The sequence below is a fragment of the Paenibacillus taichungensis genome (assembly GCF_003287275.1).
GTDB classification, from domain to species: domain Bacteria; phylum Bacillota; class Bacilli; order Paenibacillales; family Paenibacillaceae; genus Paenibacillus; species Paenibacillus taichungensis_A.
This window is the reverse complement of record NZ_QEVW01000003.1, coordinates 71983-87185: the sequence shown is the minus strand read 5'-3', so window position 1 is coordinate 87185 and position 15203 is coordinate 71983. Positions and strand designations below refer to the sequence as shown.

The following is a 15203-nucleotide window of genomic DNA, read 5'->3' as shown; positions in this document are numbered from 1 at the left end:
TAAGGAAGTGAAATCATGACCTCACGTATTGTAGTTAAGATCGGAAGCAGTTCGCTTACTACGGAAGAAGGCGGGCTTGATCGGAGTGCCATTACTTTTTTTGCTGGAGAAATTGCTGCCTTGGCCGAACAGGGCCACGAGGTTCTTCTGGTCACTTCGGGAGCGGTAGCTGCCGGATTCCGGGAGATCGGTTACCCTCAGCGTCCCAAGCAGTTGCATGAAAAACAAGCCGCCGCGGCTGTTGGGCAAGCTTTGCTGATGCAGGCATATCAACAGGCTTTCGCAGCGCACCGCGTTACTACAGCACAAATTCTGCTCACTCGTACCGACTTTCACAGCCGGAAACGTATGGGCAACGCGGGTATGACCGTGGAAGAACTGCTCAAACAGCGCGTCATTCCGATCTTTAACGAGAATGATACCGTATCTGTCGATGAATTGAAGTTCGGAGATAACGATCTCCTGTCCGCTCTGGTAGCGAATCTGGTCAAGGCACAGCATCTGGTCATTCTTACAGATACCAACGGTCTGTACACGGCCGATCCACGAAAGGATCCGTCTGCGTTTCGTTATGACCGCATCCCTGAAATTACGGCAGAAATTTACGCCTATGCTGGCGGTTCAGGATCATCCGTAGGTACAGGCGGCATGCGATCCAAGGTAGATGCAGCCAAAGTGGCAACGCGTGGAGGCGTACCTGTCTTTGTGGGAAGTGTGAAGGAACCTGGAGATATGCAAAAAGCGGTTGATGGCACCGGAAAAGGAACGTATTTCGAGACTCGCCTTGCCGCTCTCTCTCGCAAAAAACAATGGCTTGGTTTCATGTCTACTCCGCTCGGTACCGTCGTTGTGGATAATGGTGCCGAAGAAGCACTGGTCCATGGTGGTCATAGTCTCCTGCCTGTAGGAGTCAAACGCGTGCTGGGTACTTTCCATGCCGGAGATGTTGTAGAGGTGCTGGGAATGGATGACACCTTGCTCGGTCGTGGTATCGTCAATTATGATGATGACCAGCTACGGCTCATCGCAGGACTGCCAAGTGGCGAAGTGATGAAGCAGTTGAACAGCATTCATCGACTTGAGGTTATTCATCGGGACGAGTGGATTACGTTAAAATAGAACACCTATAATCCTACCGAGTGTACTGCTCAGGTTTATATGAGATAGCCATTAAATAATCTTTTGTTTCCACTTATATATATGGGAGGAATTTATGATGAGTGAAGTCAGGGAAAAAGCGAGCAAGGCCCAAGCCGTGGTTACGCAGCTGAATCGACTGAGCACAGAACAAAAAAATAACGCCCTGCTGGTCATGGCGGACGCATTGATTGCCCAGTCGGATTCCATTATTGCAGCAAACGCTGACGATCTGGAACGTGGCAGACAGCAAGGCACGCCAGAATCGATGCTGGATCGCCTCGCTTTAAATAAGGAACGTATCGCTGGTATCGCTGAAGGACTGCGTCAGATCGTGGAGTTGCAAGACCCTGTAGGCGAAGTGCTGGAAACTTTCACTCGTCCGAACGGATTGCATGTTGAAAAATTGAGAGTGCCCATCGGTCTAATCGGCATCATCTACGAGGCACGTCCAAATGTTACAGTAGATGCAGCCGGACTATGCCTCAAAACAGGTAACGCTGTACTACTGCGAGGCGGCTCCTCTGCCCTCTCCTCCAATCGTAAAATTGTGGAGGTACTTCATCAGGCATTGGCAACAACAGATATGCCAGCTGATGCATTGCAGCTTGTTGAGGATGCAGACCGTTCCTCCGTGGACGAAATGCTTAAGTTAAATGGACTCCTCGATGTCATCATCCCACGTGGCGGAGCTTCACTGATCCGCAATGTAGTAGCCAATGCAACAGTGCCTGTGATCGAAACCGGCGCAGGAATCTGTCATACTTATGTGGATGAATCTGCCGATCCGGTCATGGCAGCGGAGATTGCTATTAATGCCAAGGCACAGCGTCCATCCGTGTGCAACTCCATGGAAACCCTGTTGCTGCACGCCGTTTACGCCGAGGAACATCTCCCGACACTGGCTGAACAACTCCGTGAGGCGAACGTCCAGTTGAAGGGGTGTGACACGGTCCGCCGTCTCGTTCCCTCTGCCCTTCCTGTGACGGAAGAAGATTATGCAACAGAGTACAATGATTATATTTTAAATATTCGTGTAGTTCAGAACCTGGATGAAGCGATGGAGCATATCGCACGTTATGGTACAAAGCATTCAGAGTGTATCGTCACCAAGGATACGAGTAATGCAGAACGTTTTTTACATGATGTAGATGCAGCCGCTGTATACCATAATGCTTCCACACGTTTCACAGACGGATTTGAATTCGGTTATGGAGCCGAAATAGGGATCAGTACTCAGAAGCTGCATGCTCGTGGACCTATGGGGCTGCCTGCATTAACGTCAACCAAATACCGTATCACTGGAAATGGACAAATCCGGCAATAATATCGAGCTACAGTTATATAGGAGGAACGATAAATATGAGTCAAGAACAACAGACGTTATTACAACAGAAGATTACTTTTCACGGAGCAGGTGCGATGGCTGAAGCCATCGTGCGCGGATTAATTTCCCGCCTTGTCGTACGTCCGCAGGACATTACGATGCTGAACCGCAGCAACCAGAAACGTCAGGAGGAGCTCAGCACCCGTTATGCCGTACATACCGGAACTGCTGCACAATCGCTGGATCATCTCGCTGCTTCTCCAGTTATTGTACTCTGCATGAAACCGAAGGATGCTGCCGCAGCGCTGCGTGAACTTGGGCCTCTCCTGTCGTCGGATCAATTAATCGTTTCAGTTATTGCCGGATTATCGATCCGTACGATGCAATCCCTACTGGGACGCAAGCAACCGATCGCCCGCACCATGCCGAATACATCCAGTACAATCGGACTTGGCGCAACCGGACTTGCCTTTTCTGAAGAGATTACGGATGAACAACGCAGTACAGTCATGACGATGTTCGAAGCTGTTGGAATCGTGACCATCGTGCCTGAAGATAAACTCGAAGTGCTCACAGGTATTTCCGGAAGTGGTCCGGCTTATGTATACTATTTGATGGAGGCCATGATTGCCGCAGGTATTCGTGGCGGCTTGTCCAGCCAACAATCCCGCGATCTGACTGTTCAGACTGTCCTTGGTGCTTCACGCATGGTGCAGCAAACTGGCTTAGAGCCAATGAAACTCCGTAGTGATGTGACCTCCCCGGGAGGCGCAACTCAGGCGGCTCTAAAGACGCTGGACGAAGGAGATTTCTTTGAAAATGTAATCGCAGCCGTCAACCGCTGTGCAGAGCGCTCACGGGAGATGGGGGCTGCTTTGGAAGGAGATTTAAAATGAATAATATGTGCACAGCCACATATCGTCTGCATGATGATCGTGCAGACTTCCGCAAGAAGGCTGAGTCCATTGCTATCGGCATGACTGTTGGCAGTTGGACTGAATTGCCTCAGGCCAAGCGTGAGGCGATGCAGAAACATTTGGGCGAAGTCATCAGAGTTGAGGTGCATGAAGCTGAGGGCATGGCCCCAGGTGAGCGTTACGCCGATATTACCATCGGTTATCCGGATGTGAATTTCAGCCGTGACATTCCTGCCCTACTCGTGACGGTCTTTGGTAAAATCTCAATGGATGGACGTATCAAACTGACACGGCTTGGATTCTCGGATGGCTTTCTTAGCGCATTCCCTGGTCCCAAGTTTGGACTGAATGGTGTTCGTGATCTGCTAGGTGTACATGATCGTCCATTGTTAATGAGTATCTTTAAATCAGTTATTGGACTGGATGCTGACGAACTGAAGGAACAGTTTATTCGCCAAGCTCTTGGTGGAGTAGACTTGATTAAAGATGATGAAATTCTGTTTGAGAACAAACTGACTCCGATTGAGAAAAGAGTCGAGGTCTGCATGAAAGCCGCGGAACAGGCACGCAAGGAGACGGGTAAGAAACTTCTTTATGCCGCAAATTTAACTGGACCTACCTCACGCCTGAAGCAACAGGCTGAACGTGCCATAGGCGCAGGAGCAAATGCACTGTTGTTTAATGTCTTGTCTTATGGATATGACGTTCTGCACGAACTTAGCAGTGATCCGGACATCAATGTGCCAATCATGGCTCACCCTGCGCTTGCAGGTGCACTATATCCTTCACCACACTATGGTATCTCAGCATCTGTCCTGCTGGGACAACTGATGCGACTTGCTGGAGCGGATCTGGTGCTCTTCCCTTCCCCTTACGGATCGGTTACGATGCCGAAGGAAGAGAATATGGCCATTACAGAACAATTGCTGTCATCTGAACTTCCAGTCAGAACCAGCATGCCTGTGCCTTCAGCAGGTATACATCCAGGGCTTGTACCGCTTATTCTGCGTGACTTCGGCACTGATGTCATCGTTAATGCTGGCGGAGGTATTCATGGACATCCCATGGGCACTGAGGCAGGCGGACGGGCATTCTTGCAGGCTATCGAGGCAGCCCAACGTTCCATTCCACTGGCAGAATATGCAGTCGAACATCCAGAACTGAAAAGTGCACTGGATCTGTGGGGTGGCGAACGATGAGAAGTGATAAAAAAACAGTTATTTTCTGTGATTTTGATGGCACGATCACCCTTTCGGACAATATCGTAGCGATTATGAAACATTTTAAACCTGAAGGCATTGAAGCGATTATGAAAGACACGATTGAACAGCGAATTTCGCTTCGTGAAGGTGTGGGAGCAATGTTCGCTCTGTTGCCTTCTTCGCAGAAAGATGAGATTGTGGAATTTGTACTGGGACAGGCAGGCATCCGAGAAGGGTTCAGCGAATTTCTTGCATACGTTCGGAACGAGGGCATTGAATTCAATGTCACCAGCGGCGGAATGGACTTTTTTATCGAGCCTTTGCTGGCTCCATTCGATATTCCACAGAATCACGTTTATTGCAATGGGGCGGATTTCACAGATGAATTCATACGTATTGAATGGCCTAATCCATGTCAGCCTCCTTGTGAGAATGGCTGCGGCATGTGTAAAACGACAGTTATTCGTACATTCCCGGAAGAACAATATAATCGTATCCTCATTGGAGACAGTCTGACGGATTTTGAAGGTGCCAAAATTGCTGATCTTGTCTACTCCCGTTCTATCCTGACAGATAAGTGTATAGAGCTGGGTGTGGATCATGTCCCATTCACAACCTTCTACGATATTATGGAAGATATGAAACAGAAGCAAACACAAGGAGTGCTGTAAAAATGGGTTTTGAAAAGATTACATTGGAACATAAACGCCAGGTCCTCGAAGAGCTGGCTGATATCAAAGCGCTGTTTGCCAGCCGGAATTGGTTCCCTGGTACAAGTGGCAACCTGTCGATGCGTGTGGGCGACTTCGACCCGGAGCAATTCTATTTTGCAGTTACTGCATCAGGCAAAGACAAATCTCTCCGTACACCGGAAGACTTTCTGTTTGTGGACAAACATGGTAAGGCCATTGAGACCACAACCCTGAAACCGAGCGCTGAAACGTTGATTCACTGCGAAATCTATCGTTTAACCGGCTGCGGTGCCGTGTTCCATGTGCATACCGTATTTAACAACCTGATCAGTGAATTCTTTGGAGCAGATGGACACGTACCAATTCAAGGCATCGAATTGATCAAGGCTTTCAACATCTGGGAAGAAAATGCGGAGATTCGTGTACCGGTTCTGCCTAACTTTGCAGATATTCCATCTATCGCTGAATTGGTGCCAGGTGTACTTGATGCCAATGTACCAGGAATTTTGCTGCGTAACCACGGTATTTATGCCTGGGGCAAAGATGCTTTTGAAGCGAAACGTCATCTGGAAGCGTTCGAGTTCCTGTTTGAAGTAATGTATCGTCAGCTTCTGCTGAAGGGTGCTACAAAATAGCAATCATTCATTCTAAACAAAGCTGTACAACCAAAAACACGCCAAGGCTTATATACATAGGCCTTGGCGTGTTTTTATGTTTGGGGAAGTCCCTGTTTTCTATAATTTCTTTGTTTTCCCTTTTGAAAAGAGAATCAAAAAACTGGGGATAACAGCGATTAGAAGGTTGCTCTGTCATCGTAGTGTTAGTGTAAATATTCTTCAGTTCACTCTAAAGACGATCATCCCGATCCTTGAATAAAAAGAGACTGTCTGCTCCCTCATCAGATCGATGAACCGCACTATTCGTATTCGCCCCGCGCTGCTTGCCGAACAATAACTTCAGACCGCCAAAAATGAGCAGCAAGGACACAATGACGGTGTTCACATACGAACGAATCTCGTACGTCATAAATGCATCCGGGAACATCTCATTCAGCTGTGGAATGACCAAGCGGATAAACAGATAGTACAATCCCAATGCAGCAATTCCGAATCCAATCAGGCGCTGGTGACGAGCCCAATCCTTGAAAATAGGTTGATCGGTCAACGGTTCGCGGCCATACCGGCTTGAACACTGCAGTCCGTCAAAGAAGCTGTAGAACCAGATTAACGGAATCATGAACAGGAACACCGATAAATGAAGCAGGTCCAGAATGTAGATGCTGCCGAGAAACAGGAACATGAGTTGCATGCCTCTTTTTTGCAGTCCCAGATACAGATGACCCGCACCCGGGAAGGCTGATAACAAGGTTGCCAGCACTTTGCTGCGCCGTCCAGAAGCCCTGCCCATCTCCAGCTCCTCGAACAACGTACGATCCTGCAACACCTCACCGGCCTGCTTGCGATGCACATGCTGGACGGCATCAAACATGCAGTATACCCAGATGACAGGCAGAATGAGCAAGAACATCAGAAATACGGATTCATTCGTAATGGAAGCTACAAAAACCATCATGGCAAATGAGCCAAAGAACGCGATCAGGAATGATAAACCGCGATGTAACAGTCCGAGATGCAGATGTCCCAGACCTGGAACAAAGGAAAGCAAAATCGTAAAAAATCGTTCGCTTTCACTGCCTTTTCGATACATGGGTTGACCGTAAGCCCCTTCGGGGCCACCATAGTCACCACCCTGATGCTGATGTATTCCCTCCATGTCCATCTCCATCTGTCCCAGATGACCTTCCTGACCAGTGTATGCTCCCTGATATGCCGCCCCCTGATGCGGTCCACTGTAATGTGCACCATATCCATGGTATCGACCATCATGTGGTGAAGGGGCACGGAGCAGAACGATAATCATATCCAGCATGCTTATACACCAGAAGAATATGGCTCCCAGGAACCCTACAACCAATAATTCCTTTTCATCAGTCAACAACGCCAACATGACGAAGCCAATGCCTGTTCCAAAAAAGAGTAATGGATAGACCACAGCTCTGGTAGGCCGCCTCCAATAGAGAAAACCCAAACCCGGAATCAGGTTTAATAGAAATGCAAGTAATTTGTTACGATCTGATTGCACAGTCGTCATCCTTTCTTTTCAGGCAATGCGAAACAATTTATGGTCCAGGCTTGAAGTGATCCAGCCATGATGTGGCTGCCTCCGTCCATTTTTCCGTAAATGACCCCCTGTGATCACCTTCCTGAAACTTATGATAAGGCGCAACCTTGTCAAACAGCCCTGAGGAGAGGAAGATTAACGTCAGACAAGCCGCTACAGCATAATGAAACACTTTGTGATCCAGCCAGAGACGTCTTCGTCCGGAACGCGATTTGCGCTTTGGCTTGGAGGATTGCATCTCCGTAATTTGATTCATGACCGAATCGGCGAAGCCTACCGGGTCCTTCAGTTGTGGCAGCTCCCGATGAATGCCGAGTGCCTCGAGATAGTTGTCCATCGCTTCCGGAACGTCCATAAGCATCTGTTCCATCATACTTGCCTGGTCTGCAGTCATTCGGCCTTCAATATAATCAGTCCATTCCTGGACGGTATACATCCTTTTATTCCTCACGCCACTCATCCTCCTTCCAATGATTTCGAATCCACTGCCGGGCACGATACAGACGGGACTCCACAGTTTTTACGGCCACCTGTGCATCATGGGCAATCTGCTCATAATTTTTCTCGCTTAAGTAATACGCAGTAATAATGTCCCTGTGCTGGGCAGGTAGCTGATTGATTCGCTCGCGCAACTTCTCCTGACGTTCTTCACGCACAAGGCGAGCAAGAACATCTTCTTCACGACCGGGCATGTTTATTATTTTTTCTTCTCCGCCCAGATCCTCAGCGCTTCGTCTGCCCAGCTTGCGTTTGGCATCAATTGCTTTGTGAAAGGCAATTCGGGTTAACCACGTTTTGAAACCTTCGGATCGGTAATCGGGGAGAGATTTAACCATCTGAATGAACGCCTCCTGCGCTGCATCCTGTGCATCCTGATCGTTCCGCAATACGGAGTAGGCCACATGGTACACATGCTGGCTGTACTTTTCGATCAACAAGCGTATCTGGGATGTATCGCCTTGACGGATTTGTTCGATTAAGCGCGCTTCATCAATAACTCTCCCCTCCTCTCCACTACAATAGACGACAACTTATTTGTTGACCCCTGCGTATTCATTCATTTTTTTTATAAAAAGGTTATACATTGCCTGAAAAGTCAGTCCCACCGGGAACTTAAGATATCTTATTTAACATCTCTATAATCTAAAAAAACAGGCACAGAATAAATTCTGGCCTGTTTTTGATTTATTCTGAATGAAGTTGTTGCCTGGTCTAACATTGGTGTTAACGTCCACCGTTACGAAACCGCTGCGTATATGCCTTGGCGTCCTGCACATTCTTCACGCGGTTACGACTCCATTCAAGCAGAATTCGGTCGATATACCGAAAATGCACTTTACCAGCAAACACAGCTTCCTTCAATGCCATGAGAATCAGTTCCTCCTGATAGCGATCCTGATCCAGCCAGCTGGATATCGTCTCGCATTCCATCGGGGAAAGCGGGCGGCCAAATTCTTTTTCAAAAATAGAGAACATATTTCGTTCTTCCTCTTCTTTTTGAACAGTGTTCGAATCGGGGCGCATTGCATTATTATCCAGCTGCTGCTTACGAGCAACGGCCATATCCTCTGCAGTACATCCTGCCAGCTTGGCATATAATCCATGCAGATCATAACGTTCATATTGAATGTCACGCTCTTCATCCCGATGCTCGTCAATGTGAATGTACCCGTCTCTCATGAGACGTTGCAGCATTCTGGCGATACCTTCAGGAGCAAGCCCCATACGGGCTGCGAGCTCTTCAAGCGTTGGGAACTCATTGAATTCGACTTGCCGGAATCCAAACAATTGAATCAACAGAAGCACCTCTGCGTCACTTAACCCCAGCTGGTGATAATAGCGCAATAAAGCATATGGGAGCTGCGCTGTCCCTGATGCCATACCGTAAGCTGCTCCATTCAACCAGGCTTTGGAGCCGGTTTCTTCCATGGACTCGCGGTTAAGCATTAAGGGTACAGACGATAGAGCATACGAGGGAATGCAATTGTTTCACGTACGTGATCCAATCCACAGATCCATGCTACCGTCCGCTCCAATCCCAGACCGAAGCCGGAGTGAGGAACCGATCCGTATTTACGTAAGTCCAGATACCACTGATAAGCTTCTTCGGACAACTGGTGCTCATCAAAGCGCTGCTGCATCAGTTCCGGATCATCAATACGCTGGGAACCACCAATGATCTCTCCGTATCCTTCGGGTGCGATCATATCTGCACAGAGGACAACTTCAGGACGATTTGGATCAGGTTTCATGTAGAATGCCTTGATTCCAGCCGGATAATGGGTAATAAAGACCGGTGTTTCGTATTTCTCGGCAATCGCCGTTTCGTGTGGAGCACCAAAGTCTTCTCCCCAAGGAATATCGAAGCCTTGTCCATTCAGGAATTCAATCGCTTCATCATACGTAATGCGTGGGAATGGAGATACAATTTTTTCTAGTTTGGATACATCACGTCCGATGGACTCCAGTTCAGCACGGCAGTTTTTCAGAACCGTTTGAACCACGTGAGCAATAAACTTCTCTTGCACTCGCAAGCTTTCCTCGTGATCCACAAACGCCATTTCCGGCTCAATCATCCAGAACTCGATCAGGTGACGACGTGTTTTGGATTTCTCGGCACGGAACGTAGGACCGAAGGAGTACACTTTGCCCAGCGCCATTGCTGCAGCTTCCATATACAACTGTCCACTTTGTGTCAGATAGGCATCTTCATCAAAGTATTTGATGTGGAATAAGTTCGTTGTTCCTTCAGCAGATGAAGGTGTAAGAATCGGAGGATCAACCTGTGTGAATCCGTTACCATCAAAGAACTGCTGAACAGCGCGAATGATTTCCGCACGAATAACCATAATCGCACGTTGTTTTGTCGAACGCAGCCACAGATGGCGATGATCCATCAGGAAGTCTACCCCATGCTCTTTCGGAGTGATTGGATAGTTTTCAGTCAGATGGATAATTTCCACGCCAGTAACCGTCATCTCATAACCCGACGCACTACGTGTTTCTTCGCGGATAATACCTGTTACATACAATGAACTTTCTTGAGTCAAGCTCTTGGCAGCATTCCAGATATCTTCGCTGACTTCACTCTTAACCACTACTCCTTGAATATATCCGGTTCCATCACGCAGTTGCAAAAATTGAATTTTGCCGCTGGAACGTTTGTTGTTAATCCAGGCGCCGATCTTAACCGTCTCGCCCACATGCTCACTCACATTACGAATTACACAATCCGTACTCATGCACATATCTCTCCTTGGAATCCTGAATTTGAAAATGCAGCGGGCAGGCTATATGCCTGTCCCCTGCACTTCCTTGTCATGCTATATTCACTTTACAATTAGATTACAGAGAATTCAATACGATTCGGTGTGTATCTCTTGCAATCACCAATTCTTCGTTCGTAGGAACTACTAGAACGTCCACTTTGGAATTCGCTGTTGTGATGCGGCGTGGTTCTCCAGAGCGAATTGCATTCAGAGCTTCATCCAGTTCAACACCCAGGTACGTGAGTTGCTCACATACTTTTTGGCGAAGAACAACGGAGTTTTCACCCACACCAGCCGTAAATACGATCACGTCTACACCGTTCATTGCTGCTGCATAAGAACCGATGTATTTACGCAAGCGATATTCGTACATCTCGAATGCAAGCGTGGAGTTAGCATCGCCAGCCTCCATACCTTCCGTGATTTCACGCATGTCGCTGCTGATGCCGGAGATTGCAAGAAGTCCACTATGTTTATTCAACATGGAGTTTACTTCGCTCACGCTCAGTTCTTCCTTGTTCATCACATAAGGCACAATGGCCGGATCCAGGTCACCACTACGTGTTCCCATCATCAATCCTTCGAGTGGTGTCATGCCCATGGACGTGTCCACGGATACGCCGCCCTGTACAGCTGTTACGCTACCACCATTACCAACATGGCATGTGATGATCTTCAGATCTTCCAATGGACGATCCAGATATTCAGCTGCTGCCTTGCTTACGTAATCATGGGAAGTACCATGTGCTCCATAACGACGCACTTTATACTTTTTGTAAAGCACACGTGGAATGGCATACAGATATGCTTTTTCCGGCATCGTTTGATGGAAAGCCGTATCAAAGACCATGACCTGTGGTACCCCTGGCATATTGGATTCAGCCGCACGAATACCCATCATTGCTGCAGGGTTATGCAGTGGAGCCAGATCGAACAGACGGCGAATTTCTGCTTTGGAAGCATCATCAACCAAGGCTGATTCCTTAAATGCTTCACCACCGTGAACTACACGATGTCCAACAGCCTGAATTTCATCAACGGAACCAAGCACACCATTTTCTTTGTCTGTCAGGATGTCAATAACTTTACGAATAGCTGTAGTATGTTCGAGAATTTCACTAACTTCCGTAACATCCTCACGGCCGGTCGGTTTATGAGTCAGAATGGAAGAGTCCATCCCGATCCGCTCTACCAGCCCTTTGGCCAATACCGATTCATCCGTCATGTTATACAATTGATATTTGAGCGAGGAACTCCCCGCATTAATTACGAGTACTTTCACAGCCGGTCACCATCCTTGTCGTACTTGAAGAATCCTTCGCCTGTTTTGACACCCAGGTGTCCTGCACGTACCATTTTCTTCAGGACTGTGGAAGGACGATATTTCAATTCACCGAATTCACGGAACATTCTTTCGAGTGCAGCTTCTACTGAATCCAATCCGAAACGGTCTGCCATCTCAAGCGGTCCGTGCTGGAAATTGTATCCGATACGCATAGCGTCATCAATATCTTCAGCGGATGCGACACCTTCCTGCAGTACATGCAATGCTTCGTTGATCAAAAGACAAATCAGTCTAGACGTAACAAATCCAGGTGATTCATAGATCATAACGCCTTTTTTGTCCGCTACTTCTTCTACAAAACGTCTAGTTTCTGCAAAAGTGGAATCAGATGTTTTCAGACCACGAATAATCTCTACAAGATCAACCCGGGAAACCGGGTGAATAAAGTGCATACCAATAACACGCTCTGGGTATTTGGTTGAGCTTGCAAGCTCAGTCAAACTCAGCGTGGATGTATTACTTGCAAGAATTACGTTGCTTGGGCAAACCTGGTCAAGTTGACTGAATACCGCTTTTTTCGCTTCCAGATCTTCAGAAATAGTCTCAATGACCATATCGCAAGTTCCGAGTTCAGCCAGATGAGCAACTTTGGTAATACGGGAGAGAATCAATTTCTTCTCTGCCTTCGTAATAGCCCATTTCTCCAGTTGTTTATCGAGGTTGGTTTCAATCATGTTATATGCATGATCCAGCTTCTCCGTTGTGTGTTCTACCAGAAGCACATCAAGTCCTTTGGCTGCAAGCATCTGGGAAATACCTTGCCCCATCGTGCCGCCGCCGACAACTCCTATCTTTTTGAAAAACATGGTTCTGCTCCATCCTTTCGGTTCTCTATTTCTCTATTGTACCCTGTTCGCCGAAAATTACAAATTTCGACCCAACATATAATAATATCTTAGCACGACTGAAATGTAAAAAAAAATAACCGACATAAATAAATTATGCCGGTAGAAGGGCGCTGTCACGAAATTGACAACGAAATTGATCGCCAGACAATACTTCTTCCCTGAGCAGCGTGTCGAGGGAATTGTCGAAAATTGTCCGCTGTTCTTCAAGCAATCGCTTGGTCTGTTCCATCAGGTCTTGCAGGATCAATTTGTTCTCCCGCATTAATTCTTCCGTAGTTACCATATCCATGTTAACAATACCCAACGTTGTGAGCCCGGAAGCCATCATCGTCTGTACCACATTCGTTGCTTGTTCAAAGTCATTGCGTGATCCTGTACTGCGGCCACCGTAATACATTTCCTCCGCTGCTGCACCTCCGAGGGCAATCATGATTTGCTCTTCAAGGAAACGCTTCGTGTATAGAAATTGCTCTTGTTGCGGGTTATGACGTACATATCCCAGGGCCTGTCCACGCGGGCTCAGTGCAACCTGACTCACACTGCCAGGACGAACTAGTTCAGCCATGATGGCATGTCCCAATTCATGAATAGCCACTCTTTTCTTCTCTTCTACGCTGGATTCGCGGTCTGTCTTCTCACCCATCATTACTTTATCAATCGCAAGGGACAGATGACGCTGTTCAATGTTGGGCAGCCCATCCCTCATCGCGTAAATTGCGGCTTCGTTCATCACGCTTTCCAGTTGTGCTCCAGAAAAACCATAGGATTCCTCTGCTGTCTTCTCAAGGCTGACCCCTTCCAAAAGAGGTTTATTGACCGCATGCAGCTCCAGTATGTGTTTTCTGCCTTTCTTATCCGGCAAGTCTACCTGAATATGACGGTCAAAGCGTCCTGGACGTGTCAACGCGCTGTCCAGCATTTCTTTACGGTTCGTAGCGGCGATCACGAGGATGCGCGGTGTGTCAGAAGAGTATATGCCATCCATCTCCGTCAACAGCTGATTCAGCGTCTGATCATATTCACGCTGTTGTCCGCCTTCCCGTTTTCCACCGATCACATCAATTTCATCGATAAATATAATGGCATTTTCCTTATTTTCTTTAGCAGCACGTGTCCTTGCATCACGGAATAAATCCCGTATTCTGCCTGCACCTACACCAACATACATCTCAACAAACTCACTGCCTGAAGCAGCTACAAAAACAGAGTCGGTATAATGAGCAGCAGCTTTGGCCATCAAGGTTTTACCTGTTCCTGGAGGACCAGTAAGCAGAATACCTTTCAAAGGACGAATACCAAACTTCTGAATTTCTTCATGTCGAATGAGAAAATCAAGCGCTTCTCTCAGTTCCTGCTTGGCACTCTCCTGACCACCGATTTCTTCAAAAGTCAGCTTGGAAGGTCCTTTTTTCTTGCGTTTACGTTCCTGACCTGCTCCCACCGTAATTCCGCCACGCATTTGCATCATAAGCAGCAGAGCACCCACAAGCATTGCAGCAATCAGAATGGGAATCATGTTTACACCGATAAAAGCGAGAAAGATTATTAATACGGGTACAAATCCAATGGCAATTTCTTTCGTCCATTTAGGCATTAGGCCACACTCCTATCTGACCGGGCACACGCGGCAGAATGATAAACTTGCTGGCATCTCCATCTCTGAGACTGACATATACATTATTGTCATCCATGGCTGTATTTACCTTGATCCCATTTGTAGCCATTTTAGACAAGGTCGGTGTAATCTCGGTGTATTGCTTGTTCTCCATCGCTTGAGCTACAGTAAACATCGCGCTTCCCCACCAGCTCTCCAGCGCTTCGTTGGAATGATCCACGACATCCAGCTTCAACGAACGAGTGCCGATCAGGGTCTGTCCTTCTTTGTGAATATATTGTACCAACCTGCCCAGATCAACATCCGGCTGCAGATCGAGTTTCAACTGTACATCATTGCGGTTAATAGTTAATTGAACATCATTGACTCCATCGTACTGGGTAACCATCTTTTCAATTGGGCTTTGCACAGCCACATGACGATACACAAACCAACCTCCAAACAACACAACGGCTGAAATGACGGCAGTCAGAGCAATAGGCAATACTTTTATCTTCAAGTGAGTTACCCCTCCTAAATTTTGGCCCATCCTATAACTTGTAGGCAAGAATATAAATATGTGTACGTAATGTCCTGTGATGTGCCTAACAGGATTTATTTGTGTATGATGTATCCTTGAATACATATTTGAGTATATCACATCGTATATACAATATCTAAGGCGAAAATA

16 protein-coding genes are annotated in these 15203 nt (G+C 47.3%); 6 read left to right on the top strand and 10 right to left on the bottom strand.

Going from position 1 to position 15203, the window contains the following annotated elements; genetic code table 11:
• Nucleotides 1-15: 15 nt before the first annotated feature.
• The 6 genes from proB to DC345_RS03890 all read left to right on the top strand — a co-directional run bounded on the left by proB (nt 16) and on the right by DC345_RS03890 (nt 5910).
• Nucleotides 16-1119 (top strand): glutamate 5-kinase, encoded by a 1104-nt coding sequence (gene proB, locus DC345_RS03915; RefSeq protein WP_113051983.1) that lies wholly within the window; start codon nt 16-18, stop codon nt 1117-1119.
• 97 nt (nt 1120-1216) lie between these two features.
• A complete protein-coding gene (locus DC345_RS03910; RefSeq protein WP_113051982.1) occupies nt 1217-2464 on the top strand; it encodes a glutamate-5-semialdehyde dehydrogenase in 1248 nt (415 codons plus the stop codon).
• Between the two features lie 35 nt (nt 2465-2499).
• Entirely contained in the window at nt 2500-3360 is an 861-nt protein-coding gene (gene proC / locus DC345_RS03905) for a pyrroline-5-carboxylate reductase (RefSeq protein ID WP_113051981.1), read from the top strand.
• A complete protein-coding gene (locus tag DC345_RS03900) occupies nt 3357-4580 on the top strand; it encodes a 2,3-diketo-5-methylthiopentyl-1-phosphate enolase (protein WP_181586477.1) in 1224 nt (407 codons plus the stop codon). The genes proC and DC345_RS03900 overlap by 4 nt, the downstream gene beginning before the upstream one ends.
• Nucleotides 4577-5254 carry a 2-hydroxy-3-keto-5-methylthiopentenyl-1-phosphate phosphatase gene (locus tag DC345_RS03895; RefSeq protein WP_113051980.1) on the top strand — a complete coding sequence of 226 codons (678 nt, stop codon included), beginning with the start codon at nt 4577-4579 and terminating at the stop codon, nt 5252-5254. The genes DC345_RS03900 and DC345_RS03895 overlap by 4 nt, the downstream gene beginning before the upstream one ends.
• Before the next feature lie 2 nt (nt 5255-5256).
• Nucleotides 5257-5910 (top strand): methylthioribulose 1-phosphate dehydratase, encoded by a 654-nt coding sequence (locus tag DC345_RS03890; RefSeq protein ID WP_036607600.1) that lies wholly within the window; start codon nt 5257-5259, stop codon nt 5908-5910.
• A 7-nt stretch (nt 5911-5917) separates the two neighbouring features.
• On the opposite strand, the gene DC345_RS31630 is transcribed toward DC345_RS03890, so the two are convergent.
• From DC345_RS31630 to DC345_RS03845, 10 genes are all read right to left on the bottom strand, one after another.
• On the bottom strand, nt 5918-6088 hold the full coding sequence (locus tag DC345_RS31630) for a hypothetical protein (protein ID WP_181586476.1): 171 nt from the start codon (nt 6086-6088) through the stop codon (nt 5918-5920).
• Between the two features lie 33 nt (nt 6089-6121).
• Nucleotides 6122-7417: a multi-tm2 domain protein gene (locus tag DC345_RS03885; protein ID WP_397333626.1), complete on the bottom strand. Its 1296-nt coding sequence runs from the start codon at nt 7415-7417 to the stop codon at nt 6122-6124.
• A gap of 37 nt (nt 7418-7454) precedes the next feature.
• Nucleotides 7455-7907: a hypothetical protein gene (locus DC345_RS03880; RefSeq protein WP_146752102.1), complete on the bottom strand. Its 453-nt coding sequence runs from the start codon at nt 7905-7907 to the stop codon at nt 7455-7457.
• Nucleotides 7897-8394 carry an RNA polymerase sigma factor gene (locus DC345_RS03875; RefSeq protein WP_258530548.1) on the bottom strand — a complete coding sequence of 166 codons (498 nt, stop codon included), beginning with the start codon at nt 8392-8394 and terminating at the stop codon, nt 7897-7899. The genes DC345_RS03880 and DC345_RS03875 overlap by 11 nt, the downstream gene beginning before the upstream one ends.
• A 286-nt stretch (nt 8395-8680) precedes the next feature.
• Entirely contained in the window at nt 8681-9403 is a 723-nt protein-coding gene (locus DC345_RS03870; RefSeq protein WP_258530547.1) for a DnaD domain-containing protein, read from the bottom strand.
• Nucleotides 9403-10698, bottom strand: a complete 1296-nt coding sequence (asnS, locus tag DC345_RS03865; protein WP_113051975.1) for an asparagine--tRNA ligase — start codon at nt 10696-10698, stop codon at nt 9403-9405. The genes DC345_RS03870 and asnS overlap by 1 nt, the downstream gene beginning before the upstream one ends.
• A 103-nt stretch (nt 10699-10801) precedes the next feature.
• Entirely contained in the window at nt 10802-12007 is a 1206-nt protein-coding gene (locus DC345_RS03860; protein WP_076288965.1) for an acetate/propionate family kinase, read from the bottom strand.
• The gene (locus DC345_RS03855) at nt 12004-12876 is read right to left on the bottom strand and encodes a 3-hydroxyacyl-CoA dehydrogenase family protein (protein ID WP_063566802.1); all 873 of its coding nucleotides are present in this window, start codon (nt 12874-12876) and stop codon (nt 12004-12006) included. The genes DC345_RS03860 and DC345_RS03855 overlap by 4 nt, the downstream gene beginning before the upstream one ends.
• Before the next feature lie 133 nt (nt 12877-13009).
• On the bottom strand, nt 13010-14512 hold the full coding sequence (locus DC345_RS03850; RefSeq protein WP_076288964.1) for an AAA family ATPase: 1503 nt from the start codon (nt 14510-14512) through the stop codon (nt 13010-13012).
• Nucleotides 14505-15032, bottom strand: coding sequence for a hypothetical protein (locus DC345_RS03845; RefSeq protein ID WP_063566800.1), 528 nt, complete (start codon nt 15030-15032; stop codon nt 14505-14507). The genes DC345_RS03850 and DC345_RS03845 overlap by 8 nt, the downstream gene beginning before the upstream one ends.
• Between the last annotated feature and the right edge of the window lie 171 nt (nt 15033-15203).

What these genes read in the sequence shown, in the direction of transcription:
- DC345_RS03900 (WP_181586477.1), top strand. Translation starts at nt 3,357, where the DNA reads ATGAATAATATGTGCACAGCCACATATCGTCTGCATGATGATCGTGCA.
- proC (WP_113051981.1), top strand. Translation starts at nt 2,500, where the DNA reads ATGAGTCAAGAACAACAGACGTTATTACAACAGAAGATTACTTTTCAC.
- DC345_RS03910 (WP_113051982.1), top strand. Translation starts at nt 1,217, where the DNA reads ATGAGTGAAGTCAGGGAAAAAGCGAGCAAGGCCCAAGCCGTGGTTACG.
- DC345_RS03890 (WP_036607600.1), top strand. Translation starts at nt 5,257, where the DNA reads ATGGGTTTTGAAAAGATTACATTGGAACATAAACGCCAGGTCCTCGAA.
- DC345_RS03895 (WP_113051980.1), top strand. Translation starts at nt 4,577, where the DNA reads ATGAGAAGTGATAAAAAAACAGTTATTTTCTGTGATTTTGATGGCACG.
- DC345_RS03855 (WP_063566802.1), bottom strand. Translation starts at nt 12,876, where the DNA reads ATGTTTTTCAAAAAGATAGGAGTTGTCGGCGGCGGCACGATGGGGCAA.
- DC345_RS03870 (WP_258530547.1), bottom strand. Translation starts at nt 9,403, where the DNA reads ATGCTTAACCGCGAGTCCATGGAAGAAACCGGCTCCAAAGCCTGGTTG.
- asnS (WP_113051975.1), bottom strand. Translation starts at nt 10,698, where the DNA reads ATGAGTACGGATTGTGTAATTCGTAATGTGAGTGAGCATGTGGGCGAG.
- DC345_RS31630 (WP_181586476.1), bottom strand. Translation starts at nt 6,088, where the DNA reads ATGACAGAGCAACCTTCTAATCGCTGTTATCCCCAGTTTTTTGATTCT.
- proB (WP_113051983.1), top strand. Translation starts at nt 16, where the DNA reads ATGACCTCACGTATTGTAGTTAAGATCGGAAGCAGTTCGCTTACTACG.
- DC345_RS03850 (WP_076288964.1), bottom strand. Translation starts at nt 14,512, where the DNA reads ATGCCTAAATGGACGAAAGAAATTGCCATTGGATTTGTACCCGTATTA.